A 17,043-nucleotide genomic window follows, 5' to 3' on the forward strand; every position below is an offset into this window, starting at 1 on the left:
TTTCCTAGAGTCTATGCGCACCGCCGCCCTCTTCCTCCACCTGATGCGCGCCCAGGACCTCCCCGAGCTCCACGCCCGTGCGGCGGAGGGGGCTATGGTCCACCTGGGGGCCGAGGGGGCGTACCTTCTTCGCTTGGAAGGGGGGCGGTACCGGGTGGTGGGGGCGGCGGGCAGCGCTGGGGTGGCCCGGGGCCTGCGCCTGCCCCCGGAGTGGGAGCCTCAGGAAGGGCCCACCCCGCCGCCTGGCCCCTTAGGCTTTTCCCCCGACGGGAGGGGAAGGATGGGCCACCTGGCCCGCTTCGGTTCCCTGGCCTTGGCCCTGGAAGGGGTACCTCCTTTGGGACCCGACGAGCGGGAGGTGGTGGAGGCCCTCTTGGAGGCGGTGGCCCTGCGGGAAAGCCGCATGGTGGGCCTGTCCACCCTGGAGGTTCTCCTCTCCCTCTCCCGGCGCCTGCGGCGGGGGGCATCCTTGGAGGAGGAGGTGCGGGGGGCTTTGGAGGAGCTTCTCCGGCACACGGGGTTGGAGGCGGGGGGGCTATTTCGTTTGGAGGGGGGCGTGTTCCAGCCTTGGGTTCTGGCGGGGAGCTACCCCTCGGGCTACCCGGAGCTCTACCGCCGCTACCCCGTGGCCTTGGGCATGGGGGCCATGGCGCTCCTTGTGGGGCGGGACTTCGCCGTGATTCCCGACTACCAGACTTTTCCCAAGGCGCTTCCTCCCATGCGGGGGGCGGGGTTGCGCACGGTGGTTTTGGCCCTTTTGGAGCGGGCGGGGAGGCCCTACGGGGCGCTAGCCCTTGTCAGCTTCACCCGGGCGGTGGAGGTTTCTCCGGAGGCGGTGGCGCTTTTGCGGGTGGCCCGGGAGGAGCTGGAGGGGTATTTGGAGAAGCGCCTGCAGGCAGAGGGGCTTTTGGAGGCTCTATCCGCCATCCTGGAGCGGTTGGACTACGAGACGGAGGGGCACATGCGGCGGGTGGCGGAGCTCGCCGTGGTCCTGGGGCGGGCGGCGGGGGTGGAGGATCTGGAGGACCTCCGCATTGGGGCCTACCTTCACGACCTGGGGAAGCTCTTTGTTCCCCGGGAGATTCTGGAGAAGGAGGCGCCCTTGGTGACCCTGGAGTGGCGGGTGGTGAAGAGCCACCCGGAGCTGGGGTACGAGGTTTTGTCCCGGGTGCCTTTCCTTTCCCCGAAGGCTCTGGAGGTGGTGTTGTACCACCACGAGCACTGGGACGGCACGGGTTACCCGAGGGGGCTCAAGGGGGAGGAGATCCCGTTGCACGCCCGGGTCTTCGCTGTGGCGGACGTGTGGGACGCTTTGGTGAGCGAGCGGCCTTACAAGCCGGCTTACGGGCCCAAGCGGGCGGAGGAAGAGCTCAGGGCCATGGCGGGGAAGAAGCTGGACCCGAAGTTGGTGGAGCTCTTTTTGGCTATGAACCCTATGATGAAAGAGGTGAAGGAGCGATGACGAGTCGGGATGCCCTGGAGATCCTTTTAGACGCCCCGGAGCTACCGGAGGAGAAACGGCAGGCTTTGGCGCAGGACTTGAAAGCGGTGGTGGCTCGTTACCTTCCTGGCCATCCGGTACGCTTGCTCTCGGGTGTGGACGAGCGGGACCGAAGGTGGCTTCGCTTGGTGATATAGTTGGGCTCTGTCCCTGAGCGTTCAGGTCCTTGAACCCCTTTATGTAGTAACTTTCTTCTACGACCGTAGCCGAAAGCTTTTGCACAGGATGATGGGGTAGCTAGAGGGTTCACTTTATCGGTCGGCTGGACCAGATATGCACCCACTAGGCTGGGCGGCACGCACTTGGCAGGATTGCCACACAACGAGGACAAGGTGAAGACGTCCAAGGTTATCCCCCCGCGGGAGAAGTTCTAAGCCACACTTAGAGGCGGTCAAGGGGGGAAAGAGCTTGGTGGAGATCGCTCGCGCTCACGGCGCGCCCCAACCCCGTGGTGAAGGGGAGGTCGGAGCTCGTGGAGAAAGGGCCCTCCCTCTTCCCCGGCGACAGGCGGGAGAGGGAACGGGAAAACAAGGTGCGGCGCCTCATCGGGAGGAAAGAGGAAGGGGATGCCCTTGGGTCAGTGCGTGAAACTGGCCCGCTAAGCCCTCGCCCGAGGGCTGTCGGGCGCGCCTAGTAAATCGCCTTGTACCCCGGCGGGGGAGGGAGAAGGGAAAGGAGAACCCTCAGCGCGTAGACCACAAGCTCCAAGAGCGCACGCACCCTCGCCGTCTTGGGCTTGCGCTCAAGGAGATACCCACCCCCAAGCCGCGTCTTCATCCCCCCAAACACCCCCTCCACCACCCCACGAAACCGGTACACCCCAGGGTCCCACACCTCCCGCCCCCAGGCCCGCAACCCCTCCCGCACCTCGCCTCCGCCCCGCAACCGGATCTGGGGACTAAGCCCCAGCTCCGCTACCCTCTCCCACACCTCCCGCCCGTCAAACCCCGCGTCCGCCAGCAACCTTCCCCCACGGGGACGAAACCTCCCCAAGGCCCAAGCCCCCAGAACAGGGTCCGGCGCGTACCCCGCCCCCACACTCCCCCCAAAGGGCCAGAGGAGCTTCCTCCGCCGCTCCCACCGCACCAGGGCCAGGAGCCGGCTATGCCCCCGCGCCCGCCGCGCCTCCGCCCCCCGGCGGTACCGCAGAATTTGGTCCTCGCTCCGGTAGCTCAGGCCGGTGGTGTCCATGAGGTAAAAGGGGGGTCAGGGTCTTGGGGCGGGAGGTGGGCCTCCACCTCCTGGGCCAGGCGGTGGAGGAGGTCCTCCAGGAGGCTCGGGTCTAGGTGGTGGAGGGCGTAGCGGGCGAGGGATGGATGGGAGGGGAAGGGTTCTTCCATCAGGTCATGGAGGAGGGCTTCGGTCTTGCGGTGGGTGAGCTTGTAGAAGGCGCGAAAGAGGAGGAGGGCGAGGTAGAGGGCGTGGGCGTAGCGCCAGGGTCTGCCCCTTCGGCCCTTGGGGGTGGGAGGGGCGACCTCCTGGGCCAGGCGAAGGCAGTGGGTGAGGACCTCCTTGGGGCTTGGTTCTCGTCGGGGAAAGCCGCGCTTGCCCATGGCTCTAGGATGAAGGACTCGGGGGGGGTTTGCAAGGCAAGCCCAGCTGGGCTTGACAAGATGAGAATGCATTATTAATATCGTTCGGCGCGGAGGTGCGCTATGAGAGCCTGGTGGAAAGCGGCGAGCGGGTTTACCTTAGCCCTCCTCTCGGTGGCCTTGGCCCACGCCCCGGTGTCCGAGAGGGAGGAGGCGTATGCGGCGGAGGCTCGGCTTTTCGCCCTGGACAACCGCCCAGGGCATAGCCGCCTCGTGGCCTTGGACCTCCCCTCGGGCCAGGCGGCGGCCGAGCTCGCCCTTCCCCCTCGAGGCATGAGCCTGGTGGCGACCCCCTCGGGGCGCTACCTCCTGGTTGCCCGGGGGCGGGATACGGATCGGCAGTGGCTCACCGTGGTCTGGACCGGAAAGGAGGAGGGGCGTTGGAGCCGCCCGGTGATCGCCAAGAGCCTGCTCCTGGGAAGGGGCTGGAACATCGGCCACGGGGCGGAGGCCTACACCCTGGGGGGTAGGCTTCTGTCCTTCGCCGAGCGGGACGCCAAGGCCTTCCGCTTCCCAGAGGAGGCCCTGGCCCCGGAAAAGGCCTTCCAGGCGGAGGTTCTCCGGCTTCCCAACCCCGATCACTACCACGTGGTGGAGGCCCCGGAGGGCACCTACCTCACCCTCCTGGCCCGGGGGCAGGTGGTCCTCTTTGACCGGGAGCTCAAGGAGGAAAGGGTCCGCTTCTCCTGTCCCGTGGAGCACGGGGAAGCCTTCCACGGGGAAACGGGCCGGAGCTTCTTCGCTTGCGCCAAAGATGTCTTGGCCCTGGAAGGGGGCAGGGAGCTTGCCCGGATCCCCTACCCGCTTTCCGAGCGGATCGGGGCTTTCCTGGAGGGCAAGGGGGTTTTCTTCGGCTACTCCGACGGGGTGACGCACCTGCAACGCCTGGATCCCGTGGCCCTGCGCCTCACCCCCGTTCCCCTGGGTGGGGTATTCCTCCGGGGGAAGGGCGACGGGGAAAGGCTTTACGTTCTCCTTTCGGACGGGCGGCTCCAGGTGCGGGAGGCGGGAGAGGGGAGGCTCCTCAAGGAGGTGCGGGTTTCCCGTCCCTTCCCCGAGATGGATGAGGACACGGGCGGGGCCATCCTGCCCGACCTCGCTCCTTGGCCGGAGCGGGGGCTCGTGTACGTGAGCCTGCCCCACCTGGGCCTGGTGGCGGAGGTGGACGCGGAGCGGGGCCGAGTGGTCCGGTACCTCCGGGTGGGGGGTAGCCCTACCCGGCTTGCCCTGGTGCGCCCGTGAACCCCATGCCGGTCTTCATGTATCTCCTGGGGGTGGACGCCGCCCAAGGCCTCCTGGAGGCCCTGGGCTACCGCAAGGTGCCCCACCCCCAGGGGGTGGGCTCGAGCCTCTACCTGGGGGAGGAGGCCGTGCTCCATTCCACCGGCCTCTGGTACCGGGGTGTTCTCTACCATCGCCCCAAGGAACGCTTCTATCGGTCTCCCTTGCCGCCCTACCCCCCCGAGGTACCGCCTCAGGCGGAACCCCTGGCCTTCCCCCATGGGCTCGCCCACTACCTCCCCTTCATCCGGGGGCACGAGGAAAGGGTTCGGGCCTTGCGGGGCGAGGGGCGGGCCCGTTTCCTGCGGCACCTCCCCCCGGGGGCCCGAAGGCACCTCAAGGATTGGAGAGCGCTTTGGCAGGAGGTGGAAGGATGAAACGGTGGCTCTCCCTTGGCCTGTTCGGCCTTCTGGTTGCCTTTGCCGAGCCGCAGGTGGCCGCCACCACCCCCATCCTGGCGGATCTCGTGCGGCAGGTGGCTGGGGATAGGGTGCGGGTGGAGAGCGTGGTCCCACCGGGGGCCGACCCCCACGCCTTCGACCTTAGGCCCTCCACCGCCTCCCAGGTGGCCAGGGCGAGGATCCTCTTCGCCAATGGTCTGGGACTGGAACCCTACCTGAACCGCCTTAAGGTCCTTCTGCCGCCGGAGGCCAAGGTGGTGGAGCTGGCTCCGGGTATGCCCGACCCTATTTGTGGCCTGCTCGGCCTTCGGGAGATGGGGGTCCACCTCCACGGGGACTGCGATCCCCACATGTGGCTGGACCCCACCTACGCCATTCGCTACGCTGAACGCATAGCGGAGGAACTTTCCCGTCTGGACCCCAGGGGCCAGGAGGTGTATCGGCGCCGCCTCGAGGCCTTCCGCCAGGCGGTGGAACGGGAGGATAGGGAACTGGCGGCCTGTTTGAAGGGTAGACGGCTTAGGCTCGTGGTGAGCCACCTCTCCCTTTCTTACCTGGCGCGGCGCTATGGCTTGGAGATCGTGGGCGCCCTTCGGGATACCCAGGGCCAGGAGGGAAGCATGAGGGATCGGCTCGCCCTCCTGAAAAAGGCGGAGGAGGGCGGGGTGGACCTGGTGGTGGCGGAGCCCCAGATGGACCCCGCCCCCATGCGCCGCTTGGCGGAGGAGCTGGGGGCGCGGCTGGTGGTCCTGTACACGGACACCTTGGACCGGAGGGTGCCCGGTTATCTGGACCTCCTGCGTTGGAACCGGGAGGCCTTGTGTCCACGCCGTTAGTCCTCTTACGGGGCCAAAGGGCCTCGAGGGGAAAGGAGGGAAGCATGTTCAGAAAACGGTTGGGCGTCATCACGGTTTGGCTTCTGGGACTGGTTCTGGCTCAAGGCCACCCCGACCACGGGGAAGGGTTCTTCCGCCGTCTGGCGGTGGCGGACGGGAAGGACCCGGTGGTCCGGGTATTGGACGAGGAGGGCAGGGTGCTGGGTCAGTTCACCGTGCCGAGCGCGGCCAGGCTCTACCCCCTCCCCGGGGGGCAGTACGTCCTGGCTACCCACGAAGGCGCCGGGGCGGTGAGCTTCCTCTTTGGCGGGTTCCGCCTCGAGGACCACGGCGACCACCAGGACGTGAAGGCGGAAAACCCCTATGTGGCCGCCACCTTGCGCACCGGTCCAAAGCCCTTCCACGTTTACGCCCACGGGGAGCACCTGGCGGTGTTCCACGACGGGGACGGCACCGTGGCCCTCTTTGACCTGCGGCGCCTGGGCCTGGACTTCACCCCGAGGCTGGTGGCCACGGGGGGTGCAGACCACGGGGCGGTGGCCCTCCTGGGCGAGTTGGTCCTGGTTGGGGGGCTAGAGCGGGGGCGGGTGGAAGCGTACACCCTGGCCGGCACCCAGGTCCTCACCCTGCCCCAAGCCTGTCCCCGGCTTCACGGGGAGGCGGTTTTGGCTGGGGTGGCGGTCTTCGGTTGCGCCGACGGGGTCTTGGTGGTGGAACGGCAAGGCCAAGGCCTGTTGGGGCGCAAGGTGCCCAACCCTGCGGGTAGCCCCGAGGGGGCGCGGGTAAGCGTTCTCGCCGCCCACCCCCGGCTAGGAGTCTTCGTGGGGAACTTCGGCCAAGCCTTGGCGTTCCTCGAGCCCAAGGGGAGCCGATTGGAGATCCTTCCCCTGCCTGCCCGGCCCCTCCGCTTCGCCTTTGACCCGGAAGGGGAAGCCCTGTACGTTCTCACCGCGGACGGCCGCTTCCACAAGGTAGACCCCAAGTCCCGCAAAGTGGTGGGGAGCCTCGAGGCCATCACCCCCACGGACACCACCCCAGGGCGCGCCCCAGGTCTGGCCTTGGGCCACGGGGTGGCCTACCTGGCGGACCCTGCCCGGGGGGAGGTGGTGCGGGTGGACCTGGAGGCTTGGCGGGTGGCGGCCCGGCTGAGGGTGGAGGGGACCCCCTACTACCTGGCCCTCTTTGAGGTGGCCGGGGTGGAGCACTGACGCCGGTCGTACCTAGGCCCCCTGCCCGGCAGGGGGCCTTTGTTGCTTGCCCCACACCGTGAAGTACAGATGTCCCGACCCCAGGAGCTATCTTGCGCCCGTGGGGCAAAACAAACCCCGCAAAGGAGGTAAGGCATGTATCCGGTCTGGGAAGGCTTCGTCCTCCATTCCGCTTTAGTGGTGGCGCTGGTGGCGGTGGCCCACGTCCTCTTTTCCCACGTCACGGTGGCGGCCACGTGGTTTAACTGGTGGGTGGAACGAAAGGCCCTTTTGCAGGGTAAGCCCTATCTCTACGACTACGTCAAAGCCTCTGCCCTGAGGCTTCTCGTCCTCGCCTACACCCTGGGGGCCATGTTCGGCGTGGGCATATGGTTTTCCGTTACCGCCAGCAACCCACGGGGCATATCCACCCTCATCCACAACTTCGTCTTTTACTGGGCAGCGGAGTGGTTCTGGTTCATCATCGACGTGTTCGGTATTGCGGTCTACTACTACACCTTCGGCCGGGTAAGCCCCAAGGTCCATAACCGCATTGCCCTAATCCTGGCCTTGGCGGCCACGGGTACCCTCGCTATCATCGTGGGGATCCTGGCGTTTAAGCTCAGCCCGGGGCGCTGGTTGGAAACCGGACTGAGCCTGGATGGTTTTTACAATCCCACCTTCTGGCCCATGCTCTTTGCCCGGTTCGCCCTTATGTTCGCCCTCACCGCCCTCTATGCCCTTTTGGTGGCCTCCTCCTTACCTAAAGATCATCCGGCGCGGCAGGAGGTGGTGCCCTTGGCCGGCAAGGTAGGGTTAGTGGGCCTCTTTCTGGGGGTGGGTCTGGTCCTATTCTGGTATGTTCCCGCCCTCCCCAACCACGCCAAAACCCTCCTCGCCCTGCCCCAAGTGATCCAACCTGTCTTCTACGTGAAGATGCTCCTGGGGGTGGCGGCCATGACCGTGGTGTTCCTCCTGGCCCTACGGGCACCCGGCTGGGCCACGAGGCCTTGGGTCCCCTACGGGGCCCTTGCCCTGGCCTTCTTGGCGCTCTTTGGCGCGGAGCGGACGCGTGAGGCGGTGCGGAAGCCGGATGTGGTCCTGGGCTACATGCCCTCTAATCAGATTATCCGGGTGGACATGCCCGCGCGGGGTGTACGGCGGGAGGATGAGGAGCTGAACCAAGAGGGGGTTCTGGGCCGGCTGCCCTTCGCCACCGCTCCCGGACCTAAGGGCGCTGGACCTGTAGCGGGCGTGGATCCCTTGCAGGCTGGCCGGGCCCTGGTGGTCCAGCAATGCTCTAGTTGCCACACGGTGAGCCCGCAGACGGCCTTTCTGGGGGGCATGCGCAACTTGGCGGCCCTCTTCTACCGGCGGGGCATAACGGAAGCGCCAGCCATCCGTGCCTACCTGGAGGCCATCGGCGGCTTCCCCTACATGCATCCGGTGGTGGGCGCACCGGAAGAGCGGGACTACATGGCCCTGTACTTGGCGGAGCTGGTGCGGACTTTCTACCCCACTTTGGCCCAAGGAGGTGAGCGATGAGCCCGGAAACCCTTCTGGCGATGCGGGATCCTCTCGGGGCGCCCGTGCACCCCGCGGCCTTGCAGCTTCTCCTGGTGGTCACCTATGTGCTTCACATTTTCTTCGTCACCGCAGCGGTGGGAAGCCTCACCCTCGGCCTTTACGCCTTGACCCGGCGGGAGGAAAACTGGAAGCGGCTCGGCCACGTGGCTATCCGCTTGGCGGTGCAGGCCACGGGGCTCGGGATCACCATGGGCATCGCCCCCCTCCTCTTTGTCCAGGTGATCTACGACCCCTTCTGGTACACCGCCACCACCTTGATGGGCCTTTGGACCACCCTCTTTATTCCGGTGGTGGCCCTGGGTTATCTCTTCCTCTACGTCCTTTACCTCAGGGGTAACGTCGTGGGGGTAGGGTACGTGGCCTTGGGCCTTCTCGTCCTAGCGGGCTTCATCATGCACAGCCTTGCCAACGCTGGCCTTTACCCTTCCCGATGGGTGGACTGGTACGCCCCTGGCGGTGTGCCTGACACCGCCGGCGTGCGGTTCGTGGGGTATGATCTTGGCCGCTTCGCCGCCTTGCTCTTCGGGCAAGCGGGGTTGTCCTTGGGGGTTTCCCTCCTCCTCTTTGCTTGGTACTTCCGCCGTCGGGAGGACGTGCCTCCTGGGTTTCTTGGCTTTGTGGAGGGAGTGGCCCGGGGGGCATTGCGGCTTGGGGGAATTCTCTTCGCCCTATTTGGCCTCCTTTGGGCTTGGGGACAGGGTCGGGAGCTGGGCATGGCTGTGCCCGTGGTCCTGATGGCCCTGGTGTTGGGAGCCCTTTTCTACCTGCATGGCCTCCGGGTTCGTTCCGAGGGGGCTCTGTCCACCCTGGGCCTTTATCTGATGGCCCTCCTGGGGGTGGGGATCCTGAGGGAGTACCTCCGAGCGCAGGCGGCCTTTGGCCAAGGGTATGCCGTTTGGCAGTACCCCTTTACCTGGGACTGGGGTTCCCTCCTCTTCTTCCTGGCAACGGGCGTGGCGGCGGTCCCGGTGATCGTTTATCTGGCCCGGGTGCTCTACGTTTCCGGCTCGCGTCCGGAGGGAGCCGACCCGGGTCCGGGAGTGGAGCGGCTGGGTGACCTGGGCGTTCGCCTTCTTTTGGGTTGGTTTGCCTTTTACCTGACCCTTGGCCTCTTTGTGGTGGCTCGCGCGGCCCTAGGGTAGTGGTCCTTCAGGAAGGCCCCCGGCCCCGTGCCGGGGGCCTTTTCTTGACAAAAAAGTGAGAAGCAATTATCATGTAGCCGTTATGCGTGTCGCGTACGTTCTCTCCAGTCCCAGGGCGGCGAGCCACAAGCTTGGGCAGATGATCCTGCCCCAACTGGAGGCGGGGGTGCACGGGGCGGAGGTGGTGGGGATCTTCTTCTTTGACGACAACACCATGGTTTTGCAAAAGGGCAATCCCATAGGGGAGCGCCTGGCGAAGGTGGCGCGGGAGCGGGGAATCCTCCTCATGATGTGCGATCTTTGCGCTTTGGAGCGGGGTTTGGCGGAGGGGGAGCCGCGGTGGTGCACCCTGGAGGGCAAGGGGCGGCGGGAGCCAGGGGAGTGCCGGGTGGCGGCCCACGTGGTGGAGGGGGTGGCGGTGGGGTGCTTCCCGGACCTCTACCGGGCCCTGGCGGGCAAGGTGGACCAGGTGATCACCCTTTAGGAGGCACTCATGGCGAAGCCTATCCCTGTTACGGTGCTGGTGGGCTTCCTGGGCGCGGGGAAGACCACCCTCATCAACCACCTCCTGCGCCGTGGGCTTCCGGGTAAGCGGGTGGCGGTGTTGGTGAACGATTTCGGCGAGGTGAACGTGGACGCCCGGCTCGTGGTGCGCACCACGGAGCGGCTGGTGGAGCTTTCCAACGGCTGCATCTGTTGCACCTTGCGGGAAGACCTGCTGGTGGAGCTGGAGCGCCTAGCGGAGGAGGACCTGGACTACATCCTGGTGGAGTCCACCGGCATCGGGGAGCCCCTTCCCATCGCCCAGACCTTCTACATGGGCACCCTTCCGGAAAAGGTGCGTTTGGACGCCATTGTCACCGTGGTGGACGCCTCCCGCTTCTTCTCCCTCTGGGAGGAGGTGGGGGTGGTGGAGGACGCGGAGGGGAACCCCCAGGAGGAGCCCTTGGCCCCTCTCCTGGCGGACCAGGTGGAGTTCAGCAACATCCTGGTGCTAAACAAGGTGGACCTGGTTTCTCCGGAGGAGGTGGCGCGCCTGGAAGCTTTCCTCAAGGCCATGAATCCCTCTGCCAAAGTTTTCCGGGCGGTGCAGGGCCAGGTAGACCCGGCCCTCCTCCTGGGGACGGGGCTCTACGACTACGAGGAGGGGGTGAAACACCCCGACTGGGAGCGGGAGTGGAACGCCCCTAGCAAGGAAACCGAGGAGTACGGCTTCCAAAGCATCGTCTACCGCCAGGAGCGCCCTTTCCGCTTCCAGGCCTTTTGGGCCTTTCTGGAGGCTTGGCCCTCCTACGTGCTCCGGGCTAAGGGTTTCGTGCGCTTCGCTGACCACCCCCCTGCCTTTTTGTCCCATGCCGGGAGCAGCCTGGTTCTGGAAACCCTGGGACCCCCCAACCTCGAGGACACCCCCTACCTGCCCCTTCCCGAGCCCACCGAGGGGGAGGGCCCCACGGAGATCGTGTTCATCGGCCAAGGCATTCGGAAGTGGCAGGGCGAGTTGGAGAAGGCCCTGGCTGCCTGCCTGGCCTAGCGCAACTCCACGGGCAGAAGGACCCTCAGCTTGCCCCCGTCGCTGAAGCGCAGGAGGATTTCCACCTTTTCTCCCGCTTTTAGGGGCCGCTTCAGCCCCTCCAGCATCAGGTGGTACCCGCCAGGCCGGAAGGCCACTTTGCCCCCAGGCGGGACCTCCACGTAAGGCAGGGGTCGCATCCCCAACACCGGCTGGCCCTGCCGTGTCTCCCGCACGTCCCGGTGAAAGGAGACCCTTTGGGCCACCGGGGTTTCGGCCCCCACCAGCCGCACGGGGGTCTTGCCCCGGTTTTCCAGGGTGAGGTAGGCCGCGGTGTCGGGGACCACGGGAGGCACCAGGCGCACCCAGCCTGGGGTGGCTACCACCTGAGCCCAAGCCCAAGAAAGTAGGGCCAACAGAAGGAGAAGCCAGCGCATATACCCATTGTATTCCGGGCGATCCCAAAGATGTTTTCACCCCATCCCTTTCCCTAGCCTCTTCTTTGGGGGTGAGGTGGCTTTTTAGCCCCGCAAGTGACGACTCCTCGGACTGGAAGTCTGAGGCTAAAAGATAGGCTTCGCCTGACCTCGGTTCAGGTCACGGCTGAAACCGCATCCATCCCCCAGGGTCCCGTCCAGACCCTGGCCAGGATGTTTAGTGCGGCAGCCACGTTTCGGTGAAGAAGTGTCTCCCACCCAGAACAGAGGACATCCTGGAGGACTTGGCAGTGGATGCGCTTGTACTCCGATAGCTCGCCTAGACCTTATTACAGAAAAGGGGGTGTGGGGGCCATAATGCCCCGGTTTTCAAACCGGGGGGACCCCCACGCGCTCCGAAGGAGCGGGTAGCGGGATAAGCGAAAAATGCGCTATCCTACGTGGAGGACGGGGATGCGCAAAGCCTTCAAGTACCGCCTCTACCCCACCAAGCCCCAGGCCAAGGACCTGGAGCGCACCCTAGACCTCTGCCGCCACCTCTACAACGCCGCCTTGCAGGAGAGGAGAGAGGCCTACAAGAAGGCGAAGAGGAGCGTGTCCTTCTCCGAGCAAACGCGGTGGCTCCCGGAGATACGAGCCAACTTGCCGGAGTACAAGCGCGTCCACTCCCAAGTCCTCCAGGATGTCCTCCAAAGAGCGGAGCGGGCCTTTCAAGGCTTCTTCCGCCGGCTCAAAGCCAAAAAGGGGAAGGCGGGCTACCCCCGCTTCAAGGGAAAGAGCCGCTACGACTCCTTCACCTTCCCCCAGGCCTACGCCACCGGGGTCAAGCTCCAGGAAGGGGGGAAGCGGGTTCTTATCCACGGCATCGGCTCGGTGAAGGTCAAGATGCACCGACCCCTGGAGGGGAAACTGAAGACCGCCACCGTCAAGCGGGAGGGGAGAGCGTGGTACATCGTCTTCATATGCGAGGTGGAGCCCAAGCCTCTTCCACCCTCAGAAGAAGCTGTAGGGATAGACTTAGGCACGAACCCCAACTTCCTGGTCACTTCCGAGGGGGAGAAGGTAGAAGCTCCCAAGCACTACCAAAGGACGCAAGAGAGGATAGCCAGGAAGCAAAGGGAACTATCCCGCAAGAAGCGGGGTAGTCGCCGATACCGGAAGGCCAAGGAACAGTTAGCCAAACTACACCGAAAAGTCGCCCGACAGAGGCTTAATTTTCACCACACGGTAGCGAGGAGCCTGGTCAACCGCTACGGGACCATCGTTCACGAGGACCTGAACATCCAAGGCTTGTCCCGCTCCCCTCTTGCCAAGGGAGTCTTGGATGCGGGATGGGCACAGTTTCTCCAAATCCTCGCCTACAAAGCGGCGGAAGCTGGTAGGCGGGTTATCGGGGTAGACCCCAAACACACGAGCCAGGATTGTCCCAAATGCGGCCACAGGGAGAAGCGACCCCTGTGGGTCAGGGAGTACACCTGCCCCGCTTGTGGAACCCTTCTGCACCGGGACGTGGCCGCCGCGCGGAACATCCTGGCTAAGGCCTGGGCTGGGCCTTCGGGGATGGATGCGGTTTTTCTGCCGCAACCTGAACCGAGAAGCCCCGTTCTTCAGAACGGGGAGTAGTCACCCTGTTCCATCCAGGAGGGAACGCCAGGCGCCGACGCCATGCCGACTGGCTTCCTCGCTAGGGCGCTGGTCAAGGTATCCGTTGGGTCGGGAGTGTATAGAGGAGCGAAAACACGTTCCGATGAGAGTCCCTTGGGCGCAGCCTTCTTGGACCAGAAGGTGGACCAGGGTGGCCCTAAAAACCCTACGGGGAAGAGCGGGTTCCGAGTGGAGTTCATCCGGCGCAAAGGCATTACCGGGCCGGGCACTCAAAGAGGGGTGGCTCCGGGGGAGTGGGGGCCACCTCGAGCCGGTAATGGTCGGGCGCCGCCAAAGGGCGCAGGAGCAACCCTACCCCTTCGCCGTCCCGGGCCATGCGGAGCAGCCAGTAGGCTTCACCCAACAAGGAGAGGTTTTCCCGGCTGCAGCGGAAGGTGAAACCCTGTGCCTGAAGCTGGCCTCGGAGTAGCTCGCCGATCTGCCGCAGCTCGTCTAGGGTCCTGGGTCGGTACCCGCTTTGGGGCTCGTAGTAGAACTCGGTGATTTCCACTGGCCCTTCCTGGATGCGGGCTAAAAGGCGCGCATCTGGCACCACTAAGCCATAGCGCTCGGAAACCAGTAGGGTCGGGCTACCCGAAAAAAGAGGAGCGCACCCTGCCAAAAGGACAGCTAAAAACCACCAGCGCATAACTAAATTAAAACCCAAAGCTGCCCCCCAAGCGGCCTTTGGTCCTGATTTTCCCCCTGCGTTCCAATAGGTCCAATAGGTCAGATTGCCAAGGCGATGAGGGGATTGCCCATCTCCTACAAGGACCTGACGCCGTTTGTGGAGCCTAGTGGCCCCTAGGCCCAAGGACACGGAGAAGGGGGCCCGCTTGGGTTACCCCATCCTGGCTTCGGGCTCCCCCCGCAAAAGCGACGAGGAAGCTAACCACAAGGCCATGGAACGCCTCCGTCCCCAGGCCGAGCGCACCCCCTATGGGGGAAGGCCGCGGGACGGAGGGCGAGGCTTTTGCGTGTTCCCCCTGGCCCAGCCCTACAAGGGGAGGGCGATACCCGCGCGCGTGGGCCTCTTTTCCCAGACCGCCTTGGCGGCGGAGGGGACGGAGCCATCCGGTGGAACGCCAGGGGGAAGGCGTGGGTGGAGGACGAGGAGGGCCGGCGGATTCCCTTGCGGCTTGAGCGTGGGGAGCGGAGGGCGTGGACGGGGGGTTCTGAGTGGGGATGGAGGGTGAACGGGGTGGGGGTGTGGAGGCCTCCTTCTCCTGAGGGCTCCGCATCGCTTCCCCCGGACCTGGTGGCGGGAGGCGCTCAAAGAAGCCCTCGTCTCCTGGCAGCAGCGCCTCTACCCCCCCGGCCTCGCCGGAACTTAGGGGGGAAGGTTAGAAGTTTCGATCGTGAAGTACGAATGTCCCACCCCCCTGCCCTACAGTGTGGGTGATGCGCCTTTTGGCCGTCCTTGTCCTCCTCTCCTTGGCCCTCGCCGCACCTACCCTCCGCCTCCAGGGGGAGGTGGCGGGTCCTTTGGTCCTAACCACCCCTGGTTTGGTGGTGGAAGGGCAAGGGGCTGTGGTGCGGGGGAGGGAAGGGCACACCGTGCGCCTCCTTGCCCCCGGTATCCGCGTGCGGGGTCTCAAGGTGGTGGGCGCGGGGCCGAGGGAGGACTTCTTTGAACCAGATGCGGCCATTTACCTACAGGGGTGCCAGGGGTGCGTCCTCGAGGACGTGCGCGTGGAAGGCGCCCCCACCGCGGTGCGGGCGGAGGATTCCCAGGGCCTAGTCGTGCGTCGCCTTCGGGCGAGGGGGCTACGCAACGCCCCTGGGGTGCTCATCTACAACAGCCCCCTGGCCCAGGTGGAGGAAAGCCATCTGGAAGGCTACGTGGACGCCATCTATGTGGAGTACAGCCCCGGGCTCCGGTTGGTGGGCAACGCCCTTTGGGACAACACCCGCTACGGCTTTCACGTGATGTTCACCTGGGAGGCCCGGGTGGAGGGCAACCGGAGCTGGGCCAACGCCATCGGCAATGCCCTCATGCACGGGGCTTCCAATGTGGTGCGGGGAAACCGCCTCGAGGACCACGCCACCCCCTTGGGCTACGGCCTCCTGGTCCAGGACGAGCGCCAAACCCGGGTTTTGGAAAACCGCTTCCAGGGGAACACCCTGGGCCTCGTCCTCATGGACGCCGTGGGGGTGGAGGTGCGGGGTAACCGCTTCCTGGAAAACGGCACGGCCTTGCGCCTCACCCGGGAGCGGGGGGCCAACTCCGCCCGCATCCACGGCAACGCCTTCCAGGGCAACCTTTACGACCTCCTGGTGGACGACCCCCAAGCCCGAGCGGAGGTGGAGGGCAACGCCTACGATCGGGCAAGCCCCCTCCCAGTACCCCACTTGCCCACGGGTTCCTTCGCCCTCCTCCTGGCGCGGCAGCCCGAGCTTTCCCTCTTCGCCCTCTCCCCCGGGGTGGTGCTTTGGGAGGCGGCGGAGGCCCAGGTGCCGGGACTAAGGCTTCTCGCCTTGGCGGACACCCGGGCCCAGAGCTTGCCCAGGGGGTCCCAGGGGCAACCGATTCTGGCCCTTCTCGGGCTTGCGGGAGGCTTGGTATGGTGGCGGTGGAGGACCTGAGCAAGGACCGGAGGCTTCGCGGCCTCTCCTTCCGGGCGGAGGGGGGCGTGGTGGGTCTTCTTGGGCCAAACGGGGCGGGCAAGAGCACCCTGTTGGCCGTCTTGGCGGGGCGCCTTCGCCCTTCTCGGGGGCGGGCCACCCTCCTGGGCTACTCTCCCCGCGACCCCCGGGCGACGCCCTTGCGGGCCTACCTCCCCCAGAACCCCCGTCTTTTTCCCCACCTCGAGGCCCGGGAGTACCTGGAGGGGGCCAGGCGGCTCAAGGGGCTTCCCCCGGCGGCTTTGGAGGAAGCGGTGGAGCGCATGGGCATCGCCGCCCTCCTGGTCCGGCGGGTCGGGGGGCTTTCCGGGGGGGAGCGGCAGCGCCTGGCCCTGGCGGCCAGCCTCATGGGGGACCCTCCCATCTGGCTCCTGGACGAGCCCACCGCCGCCCTGGACCCCAAGGGGCGGGAGCGGTTCTGGGCTTGGGTGGGGCAGAAGCGGACGGGACTTGTCCTCCTCGCCCTGCATCACGTGGAGGAGGCCCGGCGGGCGCATCGGCTGCTCCTCCTTAAGGGGGGAACCCTTCTGGAGGAAGGGAACCCCGACACGGTGTTGGGCCCGAGGGGAGAGCGGCTCCCCTGGCTAATGGAGGTGCTCTATGCGGAATCGGCGTGAGCTGTTGCGGGTTCTTGGTGGACTGGTTTTGGTTGCCCCCGTTCTCGCCCAGCACGGGGGGATGGCGGGGATGGGCCAGGAGGGTCCCAAGCCCACGGGGGCCTTCGTGCCCCCCAAGCCCATCCCTTGGGACACGGGGCAGTGCGCCTTCTGCGAGATGCCCCTCAAGACCCCTGAGGGGCAGTGGCGGGGGCGCACCTTCCCGAGGGGCTTCTTTGAACAGACCTATTCCCAGATCGCCTTCGCCGAACCCAGGCCAGCGCCCCATGACCCCAAGCGGGTGGTGGACGCCCTCCACTTTGAGAGTATAGCCTGCATGGTGAACTACGCCTGGGTCCATGGCCTGAGGGACGGGGAGGGAGCCACCTTCTACGTGACGGACCGAGGGGCCTACGACCCCGCCCGTCCCCAGGAAACGGTGCGCCTCATCCCCGCCCGGGCCGCCACCTACTACTGGGGGGAGCGGATGATGGTGGTGATGAACGCCAAGCTCCTGGCCTTTGGCAGCGCCAAGGCGGCCCAAGAGTTCGCCGAAAAGAACAAGGGCCAGCACGGCCGGCAGCGCTTCTATAGCTTCCAGACCCTCTGGGACCTCGCCCCCTTGCCGGAAATGAACCTGGTGGCCCTTCTCGCCAAGCATGCGGGCCTTTTGGACCAAGGGGAGCACGGCGGGCACCCCTGAG

At 65.9% G+C, this 17,043-nt stretch carries 17 protein-coding genes and 1 pseudogene; 14 read left to right on the forward strand and 4 right to left on the reverse strand.

What is annotated here, in order from left to right:
• Window positions 1-13 precede the first annotated feature (13 nt).
• Window positions 14-1,462 (forward strand): HD-GYP domain-containing protein, encoded by a 1,449-nt coding sequence (locus ABXG85_RS08080; RefSeq protein WP_353513209.1) that lies wholly within the window; start codon window positions 14-16, stop codon window positions 1,460-1,462.
• Window positions 1,459-1,638: a hypothetical protein gene (locus tag ABXG85_RS08085; RefSeq protein ID WP_353513210.1), complete on the forward strand. Its 180-nt coding sequence runs from the start codon at window positions 1,459-1,461 to the stop codon at window positions 1,636-1,638. The genes ABXG85_RS08080 and ABXG85_RS08085 overlap by 4 nt, the downstream gene beginning before the upstream one ends.
• A gap of 493 nt (window positions 1,639-2,131) precedes the next feature.
• Here ABXG85_RS08085 and ABXG85_RS08090 read toward each other — a convergent pair.
• Together ABXG85_RS08090 and ABXG85_RS08095 are read right to left on the reverse strand one after the other, a co-directional pair.
• Window positions 2,132-2,707: pseudogene (locus ABXG85_RS08090) on the reverse strand (transposase); the annotation flags it as partial.
• Complete coding sequence (locus tag ABXG85_RS08095; protein WP_353513211.1) at window positions 2,674-3,054, reverse strand: hypothetical protein; 381 nt, start codon at window positions 3,052-3,054, stop codon at window positions 2,674-2,676. The gene ABXG85_RS08095 and the pseudogene ABXG85_RS08090, both read right to left, overlap by 34 nt.
• A 102-nt stretch (window positions 3,055-3,156) precedes the next feature.
• Here ABXG85_RS08095 and ABXG85_RS08100 point away from each other — a divergent pair, with 102 nt between their 5' ends.
• The 8 genes from ABXG85_RS08100 (at window position 3,157) to ABXG85_RS08135 (ending at window position 11,058) form a co-directional block, all read left to right on the forward strand.
• Complete coding sequence (locus ABXG85_RS08100; RefSeq protein ID WP_353513212.1) at window positions 3,157-4,335, forward strand: YncE family protein; 1,179 nt, start codon at window positions 3,157-3,159, stop codon at window positions 4,333-4,335.
• A 5-nt stretch (window positions 4,336-4,340) separates the two neighbouring features.
• On the forward strand, window positions 4,341-4,751 hold the full coding sequence (locus ABXG85_RS08105; protein WP_353513213.1) for a hypothetical protein: 411 nt from the start codon (window positions 4,341-4,343) through the stop codon (window positions 4,749-4,751).
• Complete coding sequence (locus ABXG85_RS08110) at window positions 4,748-5,611, forward strand: metal ABC transporter substrate-binding protein (protein ID WP_353513214.1); 864 nt, start codon at window positions 4,748-4,750, stop codon at window positions 5,609-5,611. Before ABXG85_RS08105 ends, ABXG85_RS08110 begins: the two co-directional genes overlap by 4 nt.
• A 44-nt stretch (window positions 5,612-5,655) precedes the next feature.
• Window positions 5,656-6,819, forward strand: a complete 1,164-nt coding sequence (locus ABXG85_RS08115) for a hypothetical protein (protein WP_353513215.1) — start codon at window positions 5,656-5,658, stop codon at window positions 6,817-6,819.
• Between the two features lie 135 nt (window positions 6,820-6,954).
• Window positions 6,955-8,343, forward strand: coding sequence for a hypothetical protein (locus ABXG85_RS08120; RefSeq protein ID WP_353513216.1), 1,389 nt, complete (start codon window positions 6,955-6,957; stop codon window positions 8,341-8,343).
• On the forward strand, window positions 8,340-9,527 hold the full coding sequence (locus ABXG85_RS08125; protein ID WP_353513217.1) for a hypothetical protein: 1,188 nt from the start codon (window positions 8,340-8,342) through the stop codon (window positions 9,525-9,527). The genes ABXG85_RS08120 and ABXG85_RS08125 overlap by 4 nt, the downstream gene beginning before the upstream one ends.
• A gap of 82 nt (window positions 9,528-9,609) precedes the next feature.
• Window positions 9,610-10,011 carry a SaoD/DsrE family protein gene (locus ABXG85_RS08130; RefSeq protein ID WP_353513218.1) on the forward strand — a complete coding sequence of 134 codons (402 nt, stop codon included), beginning with the start codon at window positions 9,610-9,612 and terminating at the stop codon, window positions 10,009-10,011.
• Between the two features lie 9 nt (window positions 10,012-10,020).
• On the forward strand, window positions 10,021-11,058 hold the full coding sequence (locus ABXG85_RS08135) for a CobW family GTP-binding protein (RefSeq protein ID WP_353513219.1): 1,038 nt from the start codon (window positions 10,021-10,023) through the stop codon (window positions 11,056-11,058).
• Here the strand turns inward: ABXG85_RS08135 and ABXG85_RS08140 are convergent.
• Window positions 11,055-11,474, reverse strand: coding sequence for a copper chaperone PCu(A)C (locus ABXG85_RS08140; RefSeq protein WP_353513220.1), 420 nt, complete (start codon window positions 11,472-11,474; stop codon window positions 11,055-11,057). The genes ABXG85_RS08135 and ABXG85_RS08140 overlap by 4 nt on opposite strands.
• A gap of 453 nt (window positions 11,475-11,927) precedes the next feature.
• Between ABXG85_RS08140 and ABXG85_RS08145 the strand changes: the two genes are divergently transcribed.
• On the forward strand, window positions 11,928-13,097 hold the full coding sequence (locus ABXG85_RS08145) for an RNA-guided endonuclease InsQ/TnpB family protein (RefSeq protein WP_353513221.1): 1,170 nt from the start codon (window positions 11,928-11,930) through the stop codon (window positions 13,095-13,097).
• A gap of 235 nt (window positions 13,098-13,332) precedes the next feature.
• Here the strand turns inward: ABXG85_RS08145 and ABXG85_RS08150 are convergent, their stop codons facing one another.
• Complete coding sequence (locus ABXG85_RS08150) at window positions 13,333-13,767, reverse strand: hypothetical protein (protein ID WP_353513222.1); 435 nt, start codon at window positions 13,765-13,767, stop codon at window positions 13,333-13,335.
• 752 nt (window positions 13,768-14,519) lie between these two features.
• Here ABXG85_RS08150 and ABXG85_RS08155 point away from each other — a divergent pair.
• Genes ABXG85_RS08155 through ABXG85_RS08165 form a run of 3 tightly spaced genes read left to right on the forward strand, consistent with a single transcriptional unit; the run spans window position 14,520 to window position 17,042 of the window.
• Entirely contained in the window at window positions 14,520-15,704 is a 1,185-nt protein-coding gene (locus ABXG85_RS08155; RefSeq protein WP_353513223.1) for a right-handed parallel beta-helix repeat-containing protein, read from the forward strand.
• The gene (locus tag ABXG85_RS08160) at window positions 15,683-16,360 is read left to right on the forward strand and encodes an ABC transporter ATP-binding protein (protein WP_353513224.1); all 678 of its coding nucleotides are present in this window, start codon (window positions 15,683-15,685) and stop codon (window positions 16,358-16,360) included. The genes ABXG85_RS08155 and ABXG85_RS08160 overlap by 22 nt, the downstream gene beginning before the upstream one ends.
• The gene (locus ABXG85_RS08165; protein ID WP_353513225.1) at window positions 16,344-17,042 is read left to right on the forward strand and encodes a nitrous oxide reductase accessory protein NosL; all 699 of its coding nucleotides are present in this window, start codon (window positions 16,344-16,346) and stop codon (window positions 17,040-17,042) included. The genes ABXG85_RS08160 and ABXG85_RS08165 overlap by 17 nt, the downstream gene beginning before the upstream one ends.
• Window position 17,043: the final 1 nt, after the last annotated feature.

Source organism: Thermus sp. LT1-2-5, from assembly GCF_040363165.1.
GTDB lineage: Bacteria > Deinococcota > Deinococci > Deinococcales > Thermaceae > Thermus.